Origin of the sequence: Pigmentiphaga soli, assembly GCF_039541095.1 — a bacterium.
GTDB classification, from domain to species: Bacteria; Pseudomonadota; Gammaproteobacteria; order Burkholderiales; family Burkholderiaceae_B; genus Pigmentiphaga; species Pigmentiphaga soli.
This window is the reverse complement of the sequence record NZ_BAABFO010000011.1, coordinates 1-20,591: the sequence shown is the minus strand read 5'-3', so window position 1 is coordinate 20,591 and position 20,591 is coordinate 1. Positions and strand designations below refer to the sequence as shown.

General features: G+C 66.6%; 19 protein-coding genes and 1 pseudogene. 11 read left to right on the top strand and 9 right to left on the bottom strand.

Features of this window, described 5'->3' with window-relative positions:
* Positions 1–29: 29 nt before the first annotated feature.
* Both ABD927_RS12610 and ABD927_RS12605 read right to left on the bottom strand, forming a co-directional pair.
* Positions 30–488 (bottom strand): arsenate reductase/protein-tyrosine-phosphatase family protein, encoded by a 459-nt coding sequence (locus tag ABD927_RS12610; protein ID WP_345250204.1) that lies wholly within the window; start codon positions 486–488, stop codon positions 30–32.
* 99 nt (positions 489–587) lie between these two features.
* On the bottom strand, positions 588–2,063 hold the full coding sequence (locus ABD927_RS12605; protein WP_345249893.1) for a capsule assembly Wzi family protein: 1,476 nt from the start codon (positions 2,061–2,063) through the stop codon (positions 588–590).
* Positions 2,064–2,386: 323 nt separating this feature from the next.
* Here ABD927_RS12605 and galU point away from each other — a divergent pair, with 323 nt between their 5' ends.
* The 4 genes from galU to ABD927_RS12585 all read left to right on the top strand — a co-directional run bounded on the left by galU (position 2,387) and on the right by ABD927_RS12585 (position 6,176).
* On the top strand, positions 2,387–3,226 hold the full coding sequence (gene galU / locus ABD927_RS12600) for a UTP--glucose-1-phosphate uridylyltransferase GalU (RefSeq protein WP_345249891.1): 840 nt from the start codon (positions 2,387–2,389) through the stop codon (positions 3,224–3,226).
* Positions 3,227–3,289: 63 nt separating this feature from the next.
* On the top strand, positions 3,290–4,453 hold the full coding sequence (gene lptG / locus ABD927_RS12595) for an LPS export ABC transporter permease LptG (RefSeq protein ID WP_345249889.1): 1,164 nt from the start codon (positions 3,290–3,292) through the stop codon (positions 4,451–4,453).
* Positions 4,454–4,544: 91 nt separating this feature from the next.
* On the top strand, positions 4,545–5,354 hold the full coding sequence (locus ABD927_RS12590; RefSeq protein ID WP_345250203.1) for a symmetrical bis(5'-nucleosyl)-tetraphosphatase: 810 nt from the start codon (positions 4,545–4,547) through the stop codon (positions 5,352–5,354).
* A 369-nt stretch (positions 5,355–5,723) separates the two neighbouring features.
* Positions 5,724–6,176: a coiled-coil domain-containing protein gene (locus tag ABD927_RS12585; protein ID WP_345249887.1), complete on the top strand. Its 453-nt coding sequence runs from the start codon at positions 5,724–5,726 to the stop codon at positions 6,174–6,176.
* Between the two features lie 14 nt (positions 6,177–6,190).
* Here ABD927_RS12585 and ABD927_RS12580 read toward each other — a convergent pair whose 3' ends face one another.
* Positions 6,191–6,859, bottom strand: a complete 669-nt coding sequence (locus tag ABD927_RS12580) for a response regulator (RefSeq protein WP_345249885.1) — start codon at positions 6,857–6,859, stop codon at positions 6,191–6,193.
* Between the two features lie 160 nt (positions 6,860–7,019).
* Here ABD927_RS12580 and ABD927_RS12575 point away from each other — a divergent pair, with 160 nt between their 5' ends.
* From ABD927_RS12575 to ABD927_RS12560, 4 genes are all read left to right on the top strand, one after another.
* On the top strand, positions 7,020–8,033 hold the full coding sequence (locus ABD927_RS12575) for a TraB/GumN family protein (protein ID WP_345249883.1): 1,014 nt from the start codon (positions 7,020–7,022) through the stop codon (positions 8,031–8,033).
* Between the two features lie 128 nt (positions 8,034–8,161).
* Positions 8,162–8,662, top strand: a complete 501-nt coding sequence (locus tag ABD927_RS12570) for a PRC-barrel domain-containing protein (protein WP_345249881.1) — start codon at positions 8,162–8,164, stop codon at positions 8,660–8,662.
* Between the two features lie 179 nt (positions 8,663–8,841).
* Positions 8,842–9,183 (top strand): helix-turn-helix domain-containing protein, encoded by a 342-nt coding sequence (locus tag ABD927_RS12565; RefSeq protein ID WP_345249879.1) that lies wholly within the window; start codon positions 8,842–8,844, stop codon positions 9,181–9,183.
* Entirely contained in the window at positions 9,180–9,437 is a 258-nt protein-coding gene (locus ABD927_RS12560; protein ID WP_345249877.1) for a type II toxin-antitoxin system Phd/YefM family antitoxin, read from the top strand. Before ABD927_RS12565 ends, ABD927_RS12560 begins: the two co-directional genes overlap by 4 nt.
* 17 nt (positions 9,438–9,454) lie before the next feature.
* On the opposite strand, the gene ABD927_RS12555 is transcribed toward ABD927_RS12560, so the two are convergent.
* The 6 genes from ABD927_RS12555 to tssJ all read right to left on the bottom strand — a co-directional run bounded on the left by ABD927_RS12555 (position 9,455) and on the right by tssJ (position 18,952).
* On the bottom strand, positions 9,455–11,428 hold the full coding sequence (locus ABD927_RS12555) for a protein kinase domain-containing protein (RefSeq protein ID WP_345249875.1): 1,974 nt from the start codon (positions 11,426–11,428) through the stop codon (positions 9,455–9,457).
* 20 nt (positions 11,429–11,448) lie between these two features.
* Positions 11,449–12,054, bottom strand: a complete 606-nt coding sequence (gene tagF / locus ABD927_RS12550; RefSeq protein ID WP_345249873.1) for a type VI secretion system-associated protein TagF — start codon at positions 12,052–12,054, stop codon at positions 11,449–11,451.
* Positions 12,051–15,671 (bottom strand): type VI secretion system membrane subunit TssM, encoded by a 3,621-nt coding sequence (tssM, locus tag ABD927_RS12545; protein ID WP_345249871.1) that lies wholly within the window; start codon positions 15,669–15,671, stop codon positions 12,051–12,053. The genes tagF and tssM overlap by 4 nt, the downstream gene beginning before the upstream one ends.
* On the bottom strand, positions 15,668–17,017 hold the full coding sequence (locus ABD927_RS12540) for a DotU family type VI secretion system protein (protein ID WP_345249869.1): 1,350 nt from the start codon (positions 17,015–17,017) through the stop codon (positions 15,668–15,670). The genes tssM and ABD927_RS12540 overlap by 4 nt, the downstream gene beginning before the upstream one ends.
* 18 nt (positions 17,018–17,035) lie before the next feature.
* Positions 17,036–18,370, bottom strand: a complete 1,335-nt coding sequence (tssK, locus tag ABD927_RS12535) for a type VI secretion system baseplate subunit TssK (RefSeq protein ID WP_345249867.1) — start codon at positions 18,368–18,370, stop codon at positions 17,036–17,038.
* A gap of 69 nt (positions 18,371–18,439) precedes the next feature.
* Positions 18,440–18,952, bottom strand: a complete 513-nt coding sequence (gene tssJ, locus ABD927_RS12530; RefSeq protein WP_345249865.1) for a type VI secretion system lipoprotein TssJ — start codon at positions 18,950–18,952, stop codon at positions 18,440–18,442.
* A gap of 278 nt (positions 18,953–19,230) precedes the next feature.
* Between tssJ and ABD927_RS12525 the strand changes: the two are divergent.
* The 3 genes and pseudogenes from ABD927_RS12525 to tssA all read left to right on the top strand — a co-directional run.
* Positions 19,231–19,461: pseudogene (locus tag ABD927_RS12525) on the top strand (type II toxin-antitoxin system RelE/ParE family toxin); the annotation flags it as partial.
* The gene (locus tag ABD927_RS12520; protein WP_345249863.1) at positions 19,445–19,747 is read left to right on the top strand and encodes a helix-turn-helix domain-containing protein; all 303 of its coding nucleotides are present in this window, start codon (positions 19,445–19,447) and stop codon (positions 19,745–19,747) included. The pseudogene ABD927_RS12525 and the gene ABD927_RS12520, both read left to right, overlap by 17 nt.
* A gap of 128 nt (positions 19,748–19,875) precedes the next feature.
* Positions 19,876–20,591 (top strand): type VI secretion system protein TssA (gene tssA / locus ABD927_RS12515; protein WP_345249861.1); only part of this gene is annotated, 716 nt, incomplete at its 3' end.

The following is a 20,591-nucleotide window of genomic DNA, read 5'->3' as shown; positions in this document are numbered from 1 at the left end:
ATGTATTCTTGTCAGCAACACAGCGTACATTACTCATGCTCGGCAACCTGATGAAGCATGCCTGCTTGCTTTAGCCGTGTTATCCACTGCAAGACCCCCGCGTTGATTTGCTGCCACGCAAGCTCGAACGCCGATATGGGTTTATGGATCGGATCAGCAATTTCGACGTTTTCCCATTGCCCTAGCAAGAATGTCTTCCCAGATGCGGCCGGGAACCGCTGCTGTACTGCCCACCGGTGTTCATTGTCCATTACCAAGATTACTCCTGCCGACGCAACTTCAGCACTAGTAACTTCCGCGGCTCGTTTTGCAGGATCAAGGATAATTCCGTGTGCTTTGGATACCGAGATGGCATATGGATGAGGTGATCTACCAATTGGTGGAGCTAGCCCACGGGATATGACATGAGCGGACAGTTTCTGCTTAGCTAGGTGATAGCTTAGGGAAGCTTCCGCCATCGGACTGCGGCATACATTACCAGTGCACATTACCAGCACGAGCAGTTCGGATGAATCTTGTACTAGTGCCATAGACGACTTACCTGATGTTTGCTCTCATGCAACGTAACCCTCTACCGATTTTGCAATTTAATCCAACACCGCTAGCGGGACATTCATGCCAAGCATGAAACTGAATCCATCGTTAACAGGGCCTTGCTGACTGCGCAATAGAGTAAAGCCTACCCGAAAAGTAGCGGGTCTTATGACCCAACTATAAGCGAACTCACCTCCATACCACTTGGAGTGCGAAGGAAACGCTTGATTGATAGCTTGACTTGTCTCGTTAACTTCTGCACGCAGAATTCGAAAACTGTACCGAGAGGAATAGCGAAAATCGTCAGGTATGATCGTCACCCCAGCCGAAAGCAATTGCCCTGTCCCACCGATGGGATGCCCTATGGGTAGACCATCATGATAAAGGCCGTTCTTATACGTCCCATGGCTGTATGCAACGCCTCTCATTCCATCACCGAGGCCGAAAATGCGGCTAGCTGTGGTGTCGGCCGCCTCAGCGTGCCATTGCAGCCGGCTTGAGCCCAACATGTGTTTGAATTCTGTCCCCACCTGACTCAGATAATGAGACGGAAAACCTCCCGCTTCGTCCTCACCCGCTAGTTGGGCATATACCGTGAGGGGATTGCCCCATAGCGGAAAAGTGTAACGGGCATCGAACCCGGCCAGCTCATTGCTAGGGTCGGCAACGTTCGGATCGTTAGAATTTCCAGTCAGCGCATCCCAAAGCGATCCCAGATTGTTGGGACGGCCCTTTCCTCCCCACTGAATGAAGCGTGACGCCCCGAGCTCGAGTCCGGAGAACGGCCTCGCGAACAGACGCATGTTGAGGACTCTTGCATCGGGCACGGCGGTATCATGCTGCATCTGCCCAATAAAGAGGTCATATCCCCAGGGACCGATCCAGGATAACCATGGGGATTTGAATGCAGTCTGCTCCGCGCGTTGCAACCCCAGGCCCGGTATAGCTGTGGCGGAGTTGCCCCAGTTCAGACTACCGTCCTGTCCCGGCCCCCACCAATGGGCGATCTGCCCGGCGTAGATGACCTGTCCCAAGCCGGACGCAGCGAGATAACTGCCCTCCACATTGAATTTGGATTGTTTGCCAGTGATAGGGTCGATAAGCCCATTTGCTTGTAATTTCCCGGCCAAGCGTCCGGTCGAACCTTGCAAATAAACTCCACCAGTGGCCTTTGCACGGCTCTGAGATGCGAATCCGAGCTGCGGCGTCGCATCACTGTTGAATTGAGCAACGAGACCAAATGATGTCTTTCTCTGCTGCTCTATATACCGGTGCACGGCCAAGAGCGCATGCACGTCGCCGCGGGACAAGCCCTTTTTCTTACGGCCCTCCATGGCCTTTTCGAGTGCCGATAACGGCAAGGGCCAGGTAGAGGCAGTAATGTCAATGATTTTTCGATCGATCAGCCACTGAATATCGTCTCGTAGCTCCTGGTTTCCTGCCTCTACCATAACGGCAGTCTGGGCCGACACCGAAGTTGGCGCCATTAGCGCCATGCCGAGCGCACCCGATGCGGCAAGCGGCACCATACATCCCTTCGTAAGCAACCCACTGAGGGGCATTATGAGACGTCGGAAAATCGACATTCGCGCGAGCTCGAAAAAAGTTGGGAGTGAATCCCCGTAGGGCCGGTTGAGAGGGCCAAAGAAAGTACCACGAAAAAAAGCCCCTCTCTACAACCATTAACTTCTATAACATTTTTTCCGATAAAATTTCAGACAACCCCCATTCCACCCCACCGCTCGTTACCACGCCGAGTCACTCGTAACCGGCCGCAAGTGAGAACTAAATAGAGATCATTCCGCGGTAACATCTGCCAATTGCAGCTGATCTATCCAAGCGAGAACTCCCAATGAACCCCGTCCGCACCGCCGTCTTTCCTGTTGCCGGCCTAGGTACGCGATTTCTACCCGCGACCAAGGCCATGCCCAAGGAGATGCTTCCCGTCATCGACAAGCCGCTGATTCAATACGCAGTCGAGGAAGCCGTTGCGGCGGGTATCACGACCATGGTCTTCATCACCGGCCGCAACAAGCGCGCCATCGAAGACCACTTCGATACGATCGCGGAACTGGAGGCTGAACTGGTAGCCAAGCACAAACTGGAATTGCTGGCGGCCGTCAAGAACATCATCCCCTCTTCGGTAAACTGCATCTATATCCGGCAGCATGCCCCACTCGGCCTTGGCCATGCCGTACTATGCGCCGAACCTGTTGTAGGAAAACAGCCGTTTGCCGTACTCCTTGCGGATGACCTCATCGATGCCGACGTGCCGGTCACCAAGCAACTCGTCGATACCGCTCTTGCCCATGGCGGCAGCGTCCTTGGCGTGCAAGACGTGGCCCGGGAAGAAACGTCCAAATACGGCATAGTAGACACTCATCAGGCCCAAGGCCAGACTGCCCAGGTTTTCGACATGGTCGAAAAGCCGTCGCCCGAGAAGGCCCCGTCCACCCTGGCCGTGGTGGGCCGCTACGTGCTGGAAGGCGAGATCTTCGACCATCTCCGTAACCTTGGCAAAGGCGCCGGCGGCGAGATTCAGCTTACCGACGGCATTGCATCGCTGATGCAGCATAACCGCAAAGTATTCGCTCATCGTTACGAAGGTATTCGCTACGACTGCGGCAACAAGGCGGGCCTGTTCGAAGCTTCCCTGGCGCTGGGCAAGAAGTATCACGGCTTCAAAGTCTGATCGCCGGCGCAGGCGCAGCCATCCTCCTTTACACTGCGCCTTTCCGCCGCAGCATTGTCAGCCGTGAACACCGCCCGCCGCTACCTGGCTACCGAAATATACCGTTCGTCCACAGTCGTCCTCCTGGCCTTGGTGGGCCTGTTCACCTTCTTCTCCCTGGTCGACGACCTGGACGACGTGGGCCGTGGCGGCTTCACGCTGTACCACCTGTTCATACTCGAGCTGTTCGCCCTCCCCACCCGCGTCTACGACATCCTGCCGATCGGCCTGCTGATCGGCAGCATCCTCGCGCTGGCGGGCCTGGCGCAGCGGCATGAGTTGGTGATCTTGCGCGTCTCCGGCGTAAGCGGCATGCGCTTGCTGGGCATGCTGTGGGTGGTGACGATTCCCGTGGTGGTGCTGGCCTTGCTGGTAGCAGAGCTGCTCACGCCCGCGGCTGAAATCAAGCTGAACGAAGCCCGCCTGCGATACACCGGCAGCACCGGCAGTAGTTCCGGCATGCTGCGCAGCGGCTACTGGTTCAAGGAAAGCACGCCCACGGGCGAACGCATGATCAACGTGGCCGGGCTGCAGTCCAGCGGCGGCGCGGTGGGCATCACGCTGTACGAGTTCAACCAGGGCCGGGCGCTCAGTTCCGTGGTCCAGGCCGAGTCGGCCACCTTCGAGACCGGCCATCTGGCCTTGCGCAACGCCACCATCAACACCGTTTCGCCTGACGCCGAGTCGGCGCTGGACGAAGGCCGCCGCGCCACGGCGCCGTCCGTTACGGTAACGAAGCAGGCGCAGATGTCGGTGCCGACTTCGCTTACGCCGGAGTTGCTGTTCGCTCGCGTGCTGACGCCGGAGCGGATGTCGTTCGCCAATCTGGTGAACTACATCCGCTATCTGAGCAGCAATCATCTGGTGGCCGAACGGCAGGTGGTGGCGATCTGGCGCAAGGTGATCTATCCCTTCACGCTGCTGGCGATGGTGACGATCGCGGCGCCGCTCGGCTTCATGCAGACGCGGCGCGGCGGCGTGGGGGTGAAGGTGTTCGTGGGGATCCTGTTGGGGGTGGCATTCTTCATGCTGAACCAGTTGTCGCTGAACGTCGGCATGCTCAATCGCTGGCCCGCCTGGCTTACCGCCGTGGGGCCGAACGCGATGGCGATGGCGGGCGGATTGGGGGCGATGCTGGCGCTGGAATATGGCAGCCGGCTGCCGTGGCGCCGGAGGGTTGGGGCATGAGCGCGCCCCGCCCGGCCGCCCGAAGGGGCGCGCGTCCTCCCTTGGGGAGGATGTCGCGTAGCGACAGGAGGGCTCTTCAGTGAGCACTTGGATGATTGGCGATCTGCAGGGCTGCTGCGATTCGCTGCAGGATCTGCTTGGCCAGCCGCGGATCGCGCAGGATGCCGCGGCGCGGTTCTGGTTTGCCGGCGACCTGGTCAATCGGGGGCCGGCTTCGCTGCCTACGCTGCGGCGGGTGATGGCGCTGGGCGAGCGGGCCGTGTCGGTGCTGGGCAACCACGATCTGCATTTGCTTGCCGTGGCGGCGGGTATCCGCAAAGCCGGTAAATCCGACACGCTGCAGGAAATTCTGGACGCGCCGGATCTGGGCGAGATCGTGGACTGGCTGCGCACGCGGCCGCTGGCGCATTTCGCGCGCGGGCATCTGTTGGTGCATGCGGGCGTGCTGCCTACCTGGACGGCGGCGCAGACCTTGGCGCTGGCTGCCGAGGTGGAGGCGGCCTTGCGTGGGCCGCGCTGGACTGAGTTCCTGGTGCAGATGTACGGCAATACGCCGGATGCCTGGAACGATGGGCTGCGAGGGCCTGACCGGCTGCGCGTGGTGGTCAATGCGTTGACGCGGCTGCGGTTTTGCACGGCCGAAGGGCGGATGGAGTTCAACGCCAAGGAAGGCGCCGGCAAGGCGCCGCAGGGGTATATGCCCTGGTTCGAGGTGCCGGGGCGTGCCACCGAGTCGGTCACGGTGGTGTTCGGGCATTGGTCGGCCATGGGGCAGGTGATACGGCCGGGGCTGCTGGGGCTGGATACGGGGTGCGTGTGGGGCGGGCAGTTGACGGCTGCGCGGCTGGAGGATCATGAAATCGTGCAGGTGCCTTGTCCGCAGCACCGGACGCCGGGGTAGGCCGGATGGCCGAAAATAGGGCTGGGCGGTGAAGCATTTGTTACGAATGGCGGCGGGATTTACATTTACGTAGATATTTAGCGCGGCGCGGGCGGGAAATTGTTGTGCATCGGAGCGCATGTGCACGAACTTGCCCAGATTGCGCTTGGCGTGGTAATTAAGTGCACAATCATGCGCAAATCACGCTATACCACCCCCATCACTAGCACGGAAAAGCTCGCTGATGGCGACCGTGTTCAAGGACGACGAATAACCGGGGCGGCGGCACCGTTTAGCATAGGACGCTTTTGTCCCAGGACGGCGTAGCGCGCGTGGAAGGCCGTGGGCTATAGTGAAATCGATCCTGATTTCGTGTTTCAGCCTTTACCCATGAATGCGCTGACCTTCGACACCTTGAGTATGGCGGACCGCCTCGAACAGGCGGGCTTTAGCCGCGAGCAGGCCAGGGCCCAGACGGCGGTCCTGGCTGGATTTGCTGAATCGAATTTGTCCAGCCTTGCCACGCGCGAAGATCTGGAGCGATTGGAGCAGCGGCTCCGGCAGGATCTGGCTACGCGCGAAAACCTGGATCAGATCGAACATCGCCTGCGCCGGGATCTTGCTACGCGCGCCGATATGGTTCGAATGGGGGAAGATCTCCAGGCGGAGATGAAAAATCTCGACCAGGCGCTGCGTTCTGACATGAAGAATATGGACCAGTCCTTGCGCGCCGATATCAAAAACATGTCGCTTCGGCTGGGTGGCGAGATGTTGTTGCTTAAGTGGATGTTGGGCGTGGCGGTTGCCGGCATCGCCAGCATCGTCGTGCGCGTGTACGTTTAGCGCCCTGCCCGCCTTCAAAGCCCCGACAGGCTGCGCGCCGCCACCACCGCTTCGGTCCGGTTCCTGACGTTCAATGCGCGGAAGATCGCCGCCAGGTGGATCTTGACCGTGCCTTCGCTGATGCCCAGGTCGCGCGCGATGAGTTTGTTGGGCTTGCCTTGCGACAGCAGCCGCAGCACGTCCACCTGGCGTTCGGTGAGCAGGCCGCGCAACTGGTCGACCGAGGTGGATGCCGGTGCGGCGGGGGCGGCGTCGAGGATGGGCGCGGCGGGTGTCGCGGTGGACGCCGGCATGGCCGACAGCAGCATTTGCGGGATGTAGACGCCGCCGGCCAGTACCAGCCGCACGGCCGACAGCATGACTTCGGGCGAGTAGGCCTTGGGGATGAAGCCGAGCGCGCCGAGTTCGATGGAGGCCCGCATGACCTCGGGGTCTTCCACGCCGGACAGCACGATGATCGGCATGGCCGGCAGGCGGTGGCGCAGTTCGGCGATGTGCTGGTAGCCGTCGGCGCCGGGCATGGTCAGGTCGACCAGGGCCAGGTCGATGTCTTCGGTGGCTTCGGTGTCGAGGTCTTCCACCTTCATCGCGGCGCGGAATTCCACGCCTGGGCCCAGCTCGGCCAGCTTGGCCTTGACGGCCTCTACGACCAGCCGATGATCGTCGGCGATCAGGATTTTCATGCCTCCCCCGGGATAGCGGCCGGCGCATGCGTGGTTGGGGTTGCGCCGGGAGGCTCAAAGATAGTCGTTACTCCGCGTAAGGAGCAAGCACGGGGGCTTGCAACCAAAGGCATAGGCCGCTCGGACTATGGCCCTGCCGGCGCGCGGTCCGCAGAATCGATTGCACGTTCACGAGAAGCGGATCATGGGATTGCCGATGCGCGCGATGGCGCTGATTGCCGGCGGGCTGCTGGGGGCGGCTGCGCTGGTTGTGCCGGATGCGCCGCGGGCGCAGGATCGCGAGCCGGGCGTGATGCAAAGACCCCGGGAGCCGGCGGTCGCGCAGGAGGCCGGGCACGATCCCGAGGCGTGGCGGCGCTGGCGCGGGGTGTTGTTCCGGGTCCAGCCGCCGGGCGGGCATGGGGACGATACCGTCAGCTTCCTGTTCGGCACGCTGCATTTCGGCAGCGCGGCCGAGCTCGGGCTCGATACCGATGTGGTGTTCGAGGCGCTGGGGCATATGCGGCGGCTCGTCAACGAGGTGGATAACCAGGCGCCTTGGGATCCGGATATGGATCGTTATCGGCTGCTGCCCGGGAAGGACGGGTTGCGCGCGCTGATCGGCGCGCCGGCGTTCGGGGCGCTGGCGCAATTGCTGCCCGACGTGTCGCCGGCCTGGCTGTCGCGGCTCAAGCCGTGGGCGGCGTTGGCGCTGCTGGAGGCGCGGGGCGAGACGGCCGGCGATCAGTTGCTCGATCTGCAACTGGAGCGGCGCGCGGCGGCTGCGGGTTTGGCGGTCGAGCATCTGGAGACCTTGCGTGAGCAGCTGGCTGCGCTGGATTGCGTGCCGGCGGTGGAGCATGCGCCGGTGCTGGAACAGCGGCTGCGTACGCCGTGGCTGTTCGCCGAGGATTCGGCGCGGACGCTGGAGTATTACCGTACGCGGGACTTGGCTGGGTGGATGGATGATGTCGACGCGATGGAGGGGTTGGATGCGCGCGGGCGGGCGGCCGAGCAGCAGGCGCGGCGTTGTCTGATCGAGGATCGCAACGCGCGCTGGCTGCCGCGGCTGGACGCTTTGCTGCGGCGTGGCGGGGTGTTCGTGGCGGTGGGGGCGATTCATCTGACGGGCGCGGCCGGTCTGCTCGAGCAGCTTCGGCGGCGCGGTTTTTCCATCGTGGCCGAGCCCTTGTGATGGCGCGGGCGGATGCAGCTGGGCACGCGGATTGCTGGTCTGACTGCACTTACCGATGCGTTATCCCAACCGGATCGGCATCCAGCATCGGAAGTGCAGCGGATGCCGTAATCGATAGGAGAGACATCATGGCTTACAACGAACGTACCGGCACGGCGGCGGGTGGCGCGGGCATCGTGGGCAAGGGCTCGGCGACCGCGGATGGGCCGGGGCCGAACATCATGGCGGCCGATACGCTGGAAGGCAATACGGTCTACAGCTCGGATGACCAGGACGTGGGCAAGATCAAGGACATCATGCTCGACGTGTCGAGCGGGCGTATTGCCTACGCGGTGCTGTCGAGCGGCGGCTTCCTGGGGATGGGCGACAAGCTGCTGGCCATTCCGTGGAGCGCGCTGACGCTGGACACCGATCGCAAGGCGTTCATCCTGAGCGTGCCGGCCGACGTGGTGAAGAATGCGCCGGGGTTCGACAAGGACCATTGGCCGAGCTTTGCCGATGCGTCGTGGGCGACGTCGCTGCACAGCCATTACGGGCTCGAACCGTATTGGACCGGGGAAGGAGAGCGTGCGGTGATCGATCAGCCGGTGGTGGATCGGCCGAAGAGCGCGTTTTCGGAAGGGTTGTAGGGCGGAGGGTTGATGCCCGGTTGAGACGCGCGGTCATTGCGCGTTGAGTTGTGAAGGCGGACGCCTCGTCGCATGTGCGGCGGGGCGTTTGTGCTTGTGGAGTTTTGTATAAAATATTATACAATAAAGTTAGATGGAGAAAGAGATATCGCCGTCGCCAACATCAGGAATGCCAAGCCATGAAAGTCGATACCGCAATCCGCCATGTCACCAAGGCTGGAGCCAATCTGTTCCTGGAGTTGGGGTTCCCTCCCGAGGAAGCGCGCAGGTTGCACGCCGCCTCGAAGCGGCAGATCGACGACGCGAAGATGCTCAAAGAGCAGTTGATGGGTGAACTGGCTGCGTGGATTGAACAGCACCATCTGAAACAGGCTCAGGCGGCGGAAATTCTCATGATTTCGAGACCTCGTGTTTCCGATGTGGTCAATAAGAAAACCGCGAAGTTCACCATCGATGCGTTGGTTGGAATGCTAAGCCGGATAGGCAAGCCGGTAAGGCTGGCGGTCTGGGATACGCAATGAAGGTATTCATTACTGAAGCTACAGCACAGATGGCTGAACTGATACGGCGCGCAGAGGCCGGTGACGAAATCATTTTTACGCTGAATGGCCGAGCCGCAGCACGACTGGCGCCTGTTGTTGCAAAGCCAGATCGAACGTTGCGCCAAGCGCTCATTCAAGCGGTCCGAGCATCCGCCTCCGCCAAGGTATCCGCTGGCCCAATAGCGGCCCGCAGCCAAGACTTTCTCTATGGTAAGGAAGGCCTTCCCGAATAAGGGGATAGGAAATCTCATCAATACCTGACCTGCACATCGAACGCCGCAGCACCCCAGGCAGGGTTGCATGGCGTCTGCGTGGGGCATCGAGCCTGGCCGGCGAAGGGGGAGTAGTCGGGACGGCGCAGGCGGGCGGCGGCGGTTTGGGCGGTGGGGGGGAATTCCTGGAAAACGTCGCCGGTGGCGGTCAGGCCGGCCTGGGTGAAGTCGCGTTCGGTTGCCGAGACTAGGGCGACGAAGCGGTTGAGGCCGGCGGGTTCGCCGGCGTCCATGGGCCAGTTGGGGCGCGGCAGGCGCAGCGGCTGGTTGGCCTGGATGCGGTGGTTGGCGTCGATGCCGTTGGGGAAGAGCTGGATGAATTTGCCGGCGGGGTCGACCATCAATACGTACAGGTAGCCGGTGGTGTTGCTGCGCACGCTGAAGGACAGCGTGTCGCGGCCGATGCGGGCCACGGCGCGGGTGTTGTCGACGCGGACCTGGACGGCGGGGTCGCCGAGGGCGGGCAGGCGGGCGAGTTCGTCGAAGGGGTTGTAGGGGGGCATGTCGGCTGCCGGGCCGTCGTTTGGCGCGGCGGGAACGGGGGTGGTCTGGCTGGTTTGCTCCGTGGCTTGGTTGGGCTGCCCGAGCGTGCCGGCGCTTTGGGGCGATCGGTCCGCTTCCGCCGTCTGGCCAGGTTGGGCCGGTTGTGCCGGCGCGCCGTTGGCTTGGTCCGGTGGGCCGGCTGTCGATGCAGCTTGGCTTGGCTGGCCCGAGGAGGCCGGTGCCGTGTCGCCGCTGTCGGATGCGCCGGGGCGCCACAGGATGGCAGCGAGGCCTGCCAGGACGAGGATGCCGGCGGCTGCGGCGGCCAGCGGCCATTTTTTTCGGCTGGCGGCGGGACGGGCCGGGGCGGGTCCGGAAGCGGCGGGCACGGAAGCGGCGGACACGGATGCCGGGGATACGCTGGCAGATGCCGCCGTGGTGCGTGGCGCCGAGGGCAGGATGCGCGTCGCGTCGTCGCGTTCTTCGGGGGCCAGGAGGTCGAGGGCGCCCGCTGCGCTGCGCGTGCCGGCCATGCCGGTTTCGGCGACGAACGGGTCGCCGTGGTGATAGCCGGCGTCGATCCGGATGCCGAGGTCGGCGGCAAGCTCCTGCACGCTTTGCGGCCGCTGTTCGGGACTGACGGCCAGTGCGCGGTCGATGGCCTGCAGGAAGGGCTGGCTGTAGCGGCCGGAAGTGTCGGTGGCCAGCGGGACGTAGCTGTCTTTCAGCACGCGGCCGACGGCTTCGGGCGGGGTGCGGCCGCGGATGGCGAAGTGGACGACGGCGGCCAGCGCGTAGAGGTCGGTCCAGGGGCCTTGCTTGAAGGCGGGGACTTCGGCGTATTGCTCGACCGGGGCGTAGCCGGGCTTGAGGATGATGGTGAGGTCTTGCGTCATGCCGCCGATCACGCGGCGGGCGGCGCCGAAGTCGAGCAGCAGGGGGCGGCCGCTGCCTTTGAGCAGCAGGATGTTGTCGGGGGCGATGTCGCGGTGGTAGCAGTGTTCGCCGTGGATGATGGCCAGGGCGTTGAGCAGCGGGGCGAGCAGGCCGCGCAGCCAGGCTTCGTCGGGCGGGCCGTCGGTGGCGGCCAGCGTTTCTTTCAGCGTGGCGCCTTCGTAGAACGGCATGGCCATGTAGGCGGTGCCGTTGGCTTCCCAGAAGCGGTAGACCTTGAGCAGCGAGGGATGATCGAAGCGGGCCAGCAGGCGGGCTTCGTTGATGAAGCTGCGGCGGCCGGCCTCGAAGGTGTCGCCGTGGCGGGCCGACTTGACCGAGACGGTGCCCCCGCCGGCGCGGTGGGCGATGGCCGACGGCATGTATTCCTTGACCGCCACGCGGCGGCCGAGCGAGGTGTCGTCGGCCAGGTAGACGATGCCGAAGCCGCCCTCGCCCACCAGGTCGAGGATTTCGAACTCGGCCAGCTGGGTGCCGGGCGGGAGGGCGTTGTGGGGATGGCCGTCGGTGGGCATCGGGACGCGGGCTCCTGTCGTCAGCGGCCTGTGAGCATGACGGCGAACGCGGCGGGGTCCGGCATGCCGGCGGCGGCGTGCAGGTCGAAGGGCTGGTCGGGGCCGACGGGGAACGCGGTCCACAGGCTGCGGCCGTCCGCCAGTGCGCGCCAGGGGATGGGACTGCTTGCCGCGGGCGCCGGCAGCGGCGCCACCACGCCGGCCAGCGCGGCGTCGAAGGCGGCGGCGTCGTGGTCGTATTCGATGGCGTCGAGGGCGCAGCGCTCCAGGGCCGATAGCCAGTGCCAGAACGCGGCCAGCGCGGCCGGGGTGGCGGGCGGCTTGTCCATGGGCGCCGCCACGGTGAGCGGGAAGTGCCGCCCTACCCTGTCCACCGAGGCGAGCAGCACGCCTGCCCAGCCGTTGGCGGACAGCGCGCCGGGCAGCAGCAGGAAGCGCCATACGGGGCAGGACAGATAGGCATTGAGCCAGTCGTTGCCGAGGCGGCGGCGGCTGGCTTCGAGCACGGACGAGAGCCAGGCGTCCCAGGGCTCGATGAAATCCACCGGCAGGCGGCGCGAGGCGAAGTCGCCCAGCGACGGCAGCTTGCCGTACCAGCCGGCGGCTTCGGGCGGCAGGCCGTTCACAGGTTCTCCGGGCAGGCGAAGCTGCGCAGTTCGGGCAGCCGGAACGGGTTGTTGACGCTGCTGGTGGTCACCTCGAACCGGGCCTGCCGGCCTTCGGTGTCGAATACGGCGACGAAGCGTTCGGGCTGGGGCGTGGGTTCGATGGCGAGGCGGTCGAACATGCGGAACAGCGCCCAGGGGCCTTCGAACGACAGCGGGCCGGCCGCGGCCGACGGCGGCGGGGTGAGTTGCAGGCTGACGCGGCCGGTGCCGCGGCTGCCGGGCCATTGCACCGAGGTGGCGATCTGCGGGCCGTGTTCGTAGCGCACGATCTGGCCGTCGATGTCGAGCACGAACTGGAGGATGGAGGGGTCCATCTCGATCGGCTTGAAGGTCAGGCGCAGCGCGGGGGTCTTGCCGCCGCCGGCGAAGAAGACGTCGCGGATGGTGGCGGCGCGCTGGAACTGGGCCAGGCCGGCGGGGCTGATGGTGGCGGTGGCGTCGACCTGGCGCTTGAAGGCCCAGGGGCGCGCCGAGGTGTCGACGTCGTTGGCGAGGTTGCGGGTGAAGAAGTCGTCGAGCCGGCCGCCGGGGCCGAACAGGGCGCCGAAGTCTTCGGGCGTGACTTCGCTGCTGGCGCTGCGCACGAAGGGGTAGCGGCCGCCGATGGCTTTCTTGCAGTAGTCCGAGACGGCGGTGTGCAGGTCGGCCGACAGGTTGGCGCGGCGCGCCTGCTGGGTTTCGGCGCTGCCGACCTGGCCGAGCTGGGTCAGCAGCGAGCGGACCGGCTCGGGCATGCGGGCGGCGTTGGCGCGCAGCTGGTTCGGCACGTCGGAGGGCGGCAGCGGGGTGCGCGACTGGATGGCGGCGTCGGTGGCGCTCAGGTACATGTAGACGTCGTTGATCAGCGACAGCGTCTGCGCGATCGGCGCGGGCTGGCCGGCGGCCGGCGGGCGGACCAGGGCGCGCAGGCCGGCGAAGCGGTTGTCGACGATGTTTTCGATGCGGCCGGAGACCACCGGCGCCATCCTGGTGGGATCGTCGCCGCCCATGATGCGCAGCAGGTCCTGGCGGGCGTCGCGGATGCGGTCGGTGGTGCGCGAGACGACGTTGGCTTCGCCTGCGGGGCGTTCGCCGAGCGTGGTTTCGCGCGAGGCGGCGGTGAGGAAGGCGGCCAGCGGGGAGTCGGGCGCCGACAGGATGCGGGCGATCTGCATGGCCTGCTGCAGGTCGGCGGCGCGGGTCAGGCGCACGTCGTTGATGAAGGCTTCCCAGGTGCGGGCGTAGTCTTCCAGGTAGAGGCGGCGCACGTCCTGGTTCAGGCGTTCCATCGCCACCGGGTCGCGGCTGCCGGCCTCGGAGGCGGCGGGCAGCGCGAGCACCCATTCGTCCTCGCTGGCCAGCTGGCGGGCGATGGGGTCGATCGCGGTGGCGAAGGCCTTGTGGTAGCTGTCGTAGGTGAACAGGCCGGGCACGCCGCGGTTGAGCGGCTCGCCGCTGTCGCGCGTGAAGACCAGCGCGGCGTTGGGGCCGCCGGCGCGGGCCACGGTGAATTCGGGGTAGTTCTCGCCCACGCCCTGGCGCTTCAGGCGGCTGTAGATGCGCTGCGGCAGCGTGTAGCGCGTGAGCATGCGCCGCAGGCCGTCGACCAGGCGCGGGTCGTAGGGCAGGTTGGCGCGCACGGCGGCGCCTTGCGCCAGCAGCGCGTCGAGGTGGCGCTGCAGCGCGGCGCGCTGGTCGGCGTCGATCGAGCGCGACAGGCTGCGTTCCCAGTCGATGGCGATCCAGGCCTTGAGGGCGTCGGTGTCCATGTGCTCGGGCTGGTGCAGCATCAGGTAGGCCTTGAGCGCCTCGTAGGCGAACTCCAGGTTGTCGGGGCCGGCGCTGCGGGCCATTTCCTCGATGCGGGCCGACAGCCGCGGCAGCATCCAGTCGGCCAGCAGGCGCTGGTAGCTGAGGCTGGCGGCGGCGTCGAGCTTTTCGCCCTGCCACAGGCCCAGGCGCATCGACAGCGGCGCGTCGGCGGCGTCGGTCTCGGGCGTGGAGGCGAGCTGGCGCACGCGGTCGAGCATCGGCAGCAGCGCGACCAGTTCGGTGCTGCGGTTGGCGTTGATGTCGCCCAGCTGTTTCTGGGCGGCGGCGGCCTGCGCGGTGACGGTGTCGACGTAGGCGCGGTTGCCCAGGTAGCTGATGGTCCAGGCGGCTGCCAGGCCGACGGCCGCCACCGCGATGGCCGCGTAGGCGCCCAGCCGCATCAGGTGGCGGCGGCGCGACCATTGCAGGTTGGTGCCGGCCAGGCCCTGCTCTTCGAACACCAGGTCGCGCAGCAGGCGGGTGATGAAGTAGCTGCGGCCGCTGGCCTGTTGCGGCGGCAGCACCTGGCGTTCGAGGCCGAAGGCGCGCGCCAGCGTGCCCATCACGCGGTCGATCGGGCTGCCTTCCTGGGTGCCGCTGGTGAAGTAGACGCCGCGCACCATGGGGGTTTCGGAGAAGCGCGACGGGGTGAACACCTGTTCGAGGAATTCGCCCAGCGTGCGGCGCAGGGCGGCGAACTGCTGCGGGAAGCCGAGCGCGGCGGCGCGACCGGCGGGGTCGCGGTCGGCCTGCATGCGTTCGAGGGCGTGTTCGGCCAGGCGCTTTTCCAGCGCCTGGAGTTCGCGGTCCAGGCCGCGCGACAGCGGTTCGGCTTCGTGGTCGAGCGCGAGGGTGGTGCCCCAGACCTGGGCGCGGTCGTCTTTGTTGAGTTCGCCGAAGGTGTCCATGAAGCCGGCCAGCAGGTCGGCCTTGGTGACCAGCACGTAGACCGGGAAGCGGATGCCCAGCGTTTCCGACAGTTCGGCCAGGCGGGCGCGCAGCGCGCCGGCGTGGGCTTCGCGCTCGGCGGCGTTCTGGGTCAGCAGGTCGGCCACGCTGATGGTGAGCAGCACGCCATTGATGGGCTGGCGCGGGCGGCTTTTCTTGAGCAGGCCGAGGAAGCCGGTCCATGCCGCGTGGTCGACGTCGCGGTTGCTTTCCTGGGTGGTGTAGCGGCCGGCGGTGTCGATCAGCACGGCTTCGTCGGTGAACCACCAGTCGCAGTTGCGGGTGCCGCCGACGCCTTTGATGGCGTGGGTGCCGAATTTCTCGGCCAGCGGGAATTTGAGGCCGGAGTGGATCAGCGCGGTGGTCTTGCCCGAGCCGGGGGCGCCGATGAACATGTACCACGGCAGCTGGTACAGGTACTGTCGGCCGCTGAGCGAGACCCAGTCGCGCCAGTTGCTCTTGCGGCCGGCGGCCGACATGCGCGCCTGGCGCAGCACGGCCACGGCTTGTTCGAAGCGCTGCGACAGGGCCTGCACTTCGGCTTCCGAGGCCGAGGGGCCGAGGGGGACGGCGGCTTCCTTGCGGGCCTGGCCGCGCAGGCCGTCGAACAGGGCCTGGTTGGCGCGGCTGGCGCGCCAGGCGCGCCAGGCCATGCGCAGCAGGATCAGCAGCAGCACCACGCCGATCGCTATCAGGCGGGCGGTTTCGGTGTCCAGCGGATGGTAGCGGCCGACCGCCACCAGCGGCCCGACCCACCAGATCAACAGGGCCAGCAGCAGGAAGCCGATCAGCGTCAGCAGCAGCGGATGGAACAGGATCGAGAGGATTTTCTTCATGGCTTTGCCGCCGTGATTTGCGCGCCTGCCGGTTCGACGGCCAGCACCACTTCCACTCGCCGGTTGCGCGAGCGGCCGGCGGCCGAGTCGTTGGGCGCCACCGGCTCGGTGTCGGCCTTGCCGGTGGCCTTGATGCGGGACGGGTCCACGTAGCGGCCCAGCAGTGCGGCCACGCTTGCGGCGCGGTCTTGCGACAGGTGCCAGTTGGAGGGGTAGCGCGCGCTGCGGATCGGCACGTTGTCGGTGTGGCCGGTGACTTCGACGCGGCCGGGCAGCGAGGCCAGCGCTTCGCCGATGCGGGCCAGGGTGGGCTTGAGGGCCTCGGACACGTCGGCGCTGCCGGATGCGAACAGGCCGTCGCCGCGCAGCGTGACGATCGAGCGGTCGACTTCGTCGTTGACGGCCAGCACGCCGGCGCGGATGTCGGTGGCCAGCAGCTGGGCCAGGCGCGGCTTGGGCGCCTGCCGCACCACGGTGGGCGGCGGGGGCGGCGTGCGGACCGCGGCGATGGCGCTGAAGGCCTGGTCGGAGCGGCCGTTGAGCGCGAAGTCGAGCACGAAGTAGAGGCCGGCCAGCAGGACCGCGGCCAGGCTGGCGACGACCCATACCGGCAGCGCGTCGGTGACGCGGCGGCGCTGGGTGGCCACGCCCTGCCACTGCGGCGACAGTTCGGGTTCGGGCTCGCCGCGTTCCTTGCGGATCATGCGGTACAGGCGTTCGCGCACGGTGGCCACCTGCTGGCGGCCGTTGTCGTCGACGCGGTAGCGGCCTTCGAAGCCCAGGCTCAGCACGGCGTAGACCAGCTCCAGCATCGGCAGGTGCCGGGCCGGGTTCTGCGCCAGGCGCGACAGCAATTGGAAGACTTTTTCGCCGCCCCAGGTTTCGTTGTGGAACATGACCAGCAGGCTTTGTTCGCTCCAGGTGCCGGCGCCCCAGGGCGTGCCGGCCACGGCTTCGTCGAGGAAGGTGCACAGCACGTAGCGGGCCGCCACCACGTGTTCGGGCAGGGCCGCGCGCGGGCCGGAGGCGGCTTCGCGTTCGAAGCGGCGGATCATCTGCGCGATGCGCTGGCGCAGGGCGGCGGGGTCGGGGCAGCCGGGCATGGCGCGGATCTGCACCGCCAGTTGCAGGAGCGGCTGGGCGGCGTCGATCAGCGGGTTGATGCCGCCGCCCAGGCCGAACAATTGGTCCAGGCCCAGGGCCGGCGCGTCGGCCGCGGGGGGCGCGGCGCGCGGCGGCGCGGCCGGGGCGGCCGCGTTGGTGGCGCGGCCGCCCGGCCTGGGCTTGATCAGCGTGCGGTCGGATTCGAAGGCGGCGAAAGGATCGCCGCCGGGCTTTTGCGTCATGGCGATCGTCCTTGCGCGTCAGGTCCGGATGGCCCAGAACTCGAGCTCGAGTCCGGGAAATTCGCCGGCGATGTGCATCGCCAGGTTGCCGGTGCGTTCGAGCTGTTTCCACAGGTCGTTGGCGCGGTCGAGTTCGAAGTAGTTGAAGCCGGCGTGGTAGGGGATCTGGCGCGGCGCCACCGGCAGCGGCCGCAGACCGACGCCGGGCAGCTGCAGGTTGACCAGGTCGCGGATGCGTTCGACCGGGCCGATCTTGACCTGGGTGGGGAAGCGCACGCGCAGCGCGTCGCCGGGCAGGTGGGCGTTGACGGCCAGCACGAAGCTGGCGGTGCGCACCAGTTCCAGGTCGCCGATGGTGGCCACGCGCACGCCGTGGCGGCGGTCCTGCAGCTCGATGGCGACCGCGTTCTGCTCCATCACCATCGACAGCGAATCGCGGATGTCCTGCATGACGGGACGGAAGCTGGCCTGCAGGTCGTCGTGGCGGTAGGCGGGGAAGGCCGGCGGACGGCGCTGGCTGCGGAAGGCGGCGAGGTCGCCGGCCAGTTGCAGCAGCGTGGCGTACAGGCGTTCGGGGTGCAGCGGCGACGGCTGCGGCAGGTGGGCGAACAGCGGCTCGTAGCGGTTGACCGTCTGCAGCATCAGGAAGTCGGCGATCTCGGCCACGCCGCCGCGGCCGGGCTGGATCATGCGGGCCGCGAGCGCGTCGCCGCGCTGGTGCAGCATGCCCAGGATTTCGCGCACGTAGCTGGCCAGCACGGGGGAGGCGCCGGCGTGCAGCATGGGGGGCACGTAGGCGGCGTCGAGGTCGACGCGGTTGTCGGCGCGGCGTTCGACGATGCGGGCGGCGCCGAGCGCGGCGTGGGCGTCGGTGAGGTCGCGCGCCAGCAGCAGCATCAGGCGCGGCGAGCCGAGCTGCATGTCGGCCCGGCCGTCGGCGCCGACCGTGTTGTCGCCCACCGCGGCGTGGCGCACGGCGTAGCGCAGCGCGCCGGCGTCGCCGCCGCCGCCGATGTCGGCTTCCTTGGCGCCGGGGCGCGCCACCAGCACGGCCAGCGAGACCAGTTCGTTCTTGGCGTCGGCCGGCACGTCGAGCGGCGGCGGCGCTTCTTCCTCGGCCGGCAGTTCGAACGGCGTGCCGTCGGGCAGCACGCCGCGCGCCGAGGCCAGCACGATCTTGCCGATGCGCAGCGCGGCCTCGTCGAGCGCCAGTTCGGTGAAGCCCCAGCCGTAGGGCTGGGTGGCCTCGGCGTGCGCGCGCACCAGCCGTTCGATGTGCCGGTCGTGCTGCTGGAAGTGCTGGGGCTGCAGGAACAGCCCTTCAGACCAGATCACCCGTTGATGCCATGCCATCGCTTTCCGCCCGTCGTCGGCCCGGCCGCGCGGCCGGCCCGTGTGCGGGCGGCCGCGCGGCGGCGGGCTTCACTGTGTCGTCAGGGCCAGGCCGTTGCGCTCCACGCGCACGCGCACCGGCGTGGTCTTGTTCGGCGGGATCTCGGCCACCGCGCGCCAGTTGGCCCGCTCGATGTCGCGGTAGGCCGCGACCACGCCGATGAAGCGGGTGTCCGGCTTCGGATCCAGCTTGAATTGCGCCGAGTCGCCCGGCTTGAGCACCCGCTCGTCCTTGTTGGCCAGGTCGGCGCCCAGGGTTTCGCGGTCGCGCGAGTACAGGCTGAAGAAATCGGCGCTGTCGAACGCGGCGCGCGAGCGCAGTTCGTAGATCCGCAGCGATACCGGCGAGGCGCGGCCGCGCGCGTCGGGGTTGGCGTCGGCGGCGGCCGCCAGCGAGACCAGCGCCACCGTGGGCGGCGGCGGAGGCGGCGGGGGCGGCGGCTTGCCGGCGCAGGCGGCCAGGCCGGCGGCGCACAGGATCGCCGCGGCGACCCGGGCCGGCCGGCGCAGGCCGGCGGATCGATGGAACGAAGCAAGGCGCATCGGGGGCTGTCCGGAAAAAAAGTCGCGGCGGGACATCGACATCCGCGCCGCGTCCGCCCTGCCTATGAGACGAATCAGGCGGCGGTTTTTTTAAAGGCCGCAGGTGGGCCGCCGCGCCGGAATCCCGCGCGAAGATTCGTCCTGTGTGTTGGATTGGTCATATGCCAAGCCAAAGCATCCGTCTGGAGGCCACTACCATGGCGTGGCAAGCACGGTTAAAGGCATAGAAAAGTGTACCCGTATCGGGTATATTTGGAGACCGAATGTCGCGCATCCTCCCCGGCGGAGGCAAGAGTGGCGGTTACCGCACACTGTTATCGGCCCGGATCGGTAGCCGCTACGTGTTCCTGCACGGGTTTCCCAAGAACGACAAGGCCAATATCACACGGGACGAAAAGAAGGCACTGCGATTCGCCGGCCAGGTATTCCTGCAATTGCCTGCTGAAGCCTTGGCGAAGGCATTGCAATCAGGTGTGTTGCTAAAGGTGCATTGTGAGCAAGATCATTGAATCGCTGCGTGACGATCTGGCCACGCTCCATAGAGCGGGCGCCGTCGGCAAGGTGACGATGCGCGAGTTCGATGCGATTTGTCCGCCCCGGGTGCGGGAGTTCAGCGCGGCCGATATCAAGCGCCTGCGCGAGAGCCTGAAGTTCAGCCAGCCGGTGTTCGCGCTTCACCTGCACACCACGGCTTCGACCGTGCGCAAGTGGGAACAAGGCGAAACCCATCCCGCCGGTCCGGCGCTCAAGCTGCTCAACGTTATCGCCGACAAGGGCCTGCAAGCCATCATCTGATGCCTCGATAGCGTAAGGCATCGGCGACGCTGGGACGGCGCCGCGCGCAGCGGCAAGCGTGAGTCGCTTTTTCAAAAACCGGACGGTCGTTCGTTTTGTTGATTGCGCGGCCCTTACTCGGGAACCCCATGATCGACATCGAACCCTTCCTGGCCGAGGCGGCCGAGCAGCCGCCTTGCGGGCCCAATCTGGAGTACGACCCGGCTTTCGTCGCGCTGGAGACGCTCGCGCAGCGCAAGGCCGAGCAGCAGTTCGGCGATACCGTGATTCCTGCGGAGGAGCCGGACTGGCGGCGGGTGCGCGATGCGGCGGCTGAATTGCTGTTGCGCTCGAAAGATCTGCGGATTGCGGTGTTGCTGCTGCGCGCGTGGACCAATCTGGAGGGGCTGGCGGGGTTCAATGCCGGCATGGATTTGCTGCGGGGGCTGGTGGAGCGGTACTGGGAGGCGCTGTTGCCGCCGCTGGATGCCGACGAGGACGACGACCCGCTGTTCCGCCTGAACGCGCTGGCGCCGCTGGCCGATGCCGACATGCTGCCGCGCGATCTGCGCAATGCGCCGGTGCTGGCGTCGCGCGCGGCCGGGCCGCTGTCGTTGCGGATGCTGGAGGTGAGCCAGGGGCGGCTGCCGCCGCGTGCCGGGGAGGCTGCGTTGACCGAGGCGCAGATCCAGGGGGCGATCGAGGCGGCGTTGCAGGAATCGGCCGAAGCGCTGGCGCCGGCGGCGGGGATGCTGCCGGCCATCCGGCGGCTGTCGGCGGCGCTGTCCGAGCGCGTGGGGGAGCGCGCGCCGGATGTGGGGCCGCTGCTGGCGGCGGCGCAGGCGCTGGCGCCGCTGACGGCCGC

What these genes read in the sequence shown, in the direction of transcription:
- ABD927_RS12610 (WP_345250204.1), bottom strand. Translation starts at nt 488, where the DNA reads ATGTGCACTGGTAATGTATGCCGCAGTCCGATGGCGGAAGCTTCCCTA.
- ABD927_RS12605 (WP_345249893.1), bottom strand. Translation starts at nt 2,063, where the DNA reads ATGGTGCCGCTTGCCGCATCGGGTGCGCTCGGCATGGCGCTAATGGCG.
- galU (WP_345249891.1), top strand. Translation starts at nt 2,387, where the DNA reads ATGAACCCCGTCCGCACCGCCGTCTTTCCTGTTGCCGGCCTAGGTACG.
- ABD927_RS12590 (WP_345250203.1), top strand. Translation starts at nt 4,545, where the DNA reads ATGATTGGCGATCTGCAGGGCTGCTGCGATTCGCTGCAGGATCTGCTT.
- ABD927_RS12585 (WP_345249887.1), top strand. Translation starts at nt 5,724, where the DNA reads ATGAATGCGCTGACCTTCGACACCTTGAGTATGGCGGACCGCCTCGAA.
- ABD927_RS12580 (WP_345249885.1), bottom strand. Translation starts at nt 6,859, where the DNA reads ATGAAAATCCTGATCGCCGACGATCATCGGCTGGTCGTAGAGGCCGTC.
- ABD927_RS12570 (WP_345249881.1), top strand. Translation starts at nt 8,162, where the DNA reads ATGGCTTACAACGAACGTACCGGCACGGCGGCGGGTGGCGCGGGCATC.
- ABD927_RS12565 (WP_345249879.1), top strand. Translation starts at nt 8,842, where the DNA reads ATGAAAGTCGATACCGCAATCCGCCATGTCACCAAGGCTGGAGCCAAT.
- ABD927_RS12560 (WP_345249877.1), top strand. Translation starts at nt 9,180, where the DNA reads ATGAAGGTATTCATTACTGAAGCTACAGCACAGATGGCTGAACTGATA.
- ABD927_RS12555 (WP_345249875.1), bottom strand. Translation starts at nt 11,428, where the DNA reads ATGCCCACCGACGGCCATCCCCACAACGCCCTCCCGCCCGGCACCCAG.
- tssM (WP_345249871.1), bottom strand. Translation starts at nt 15,671, where the DNA reads ATGAAGAAAATCCTCTCGATCCTGTTCCATCCGCTGCTGCTGACGCTG.
- ABD927_RS12540 (WP_345249869.1), bottom strand. Translation starts at nt 17,017, where the DNA reads ATGACGCAAAAGCCCGGCGGCGATCCTTTCGCCGCCTTCGAATCCGAC.
- tssK (WP_345249867.1), bottom strand. Translation starts at nt 18,370, where the DNA reads ATGGCATGGCATCAACGGGTGATCTGGTCTGAAGGGCTGTTCCTGCAG.
- tssJ (WP_345249865.1), bottom strand. Translation starts at nt 18,952, where the DNA reads ATGCGCCTTGCTTCGTTCCATCGATCCGCCGGCCTGCGCCGGCCGGCC.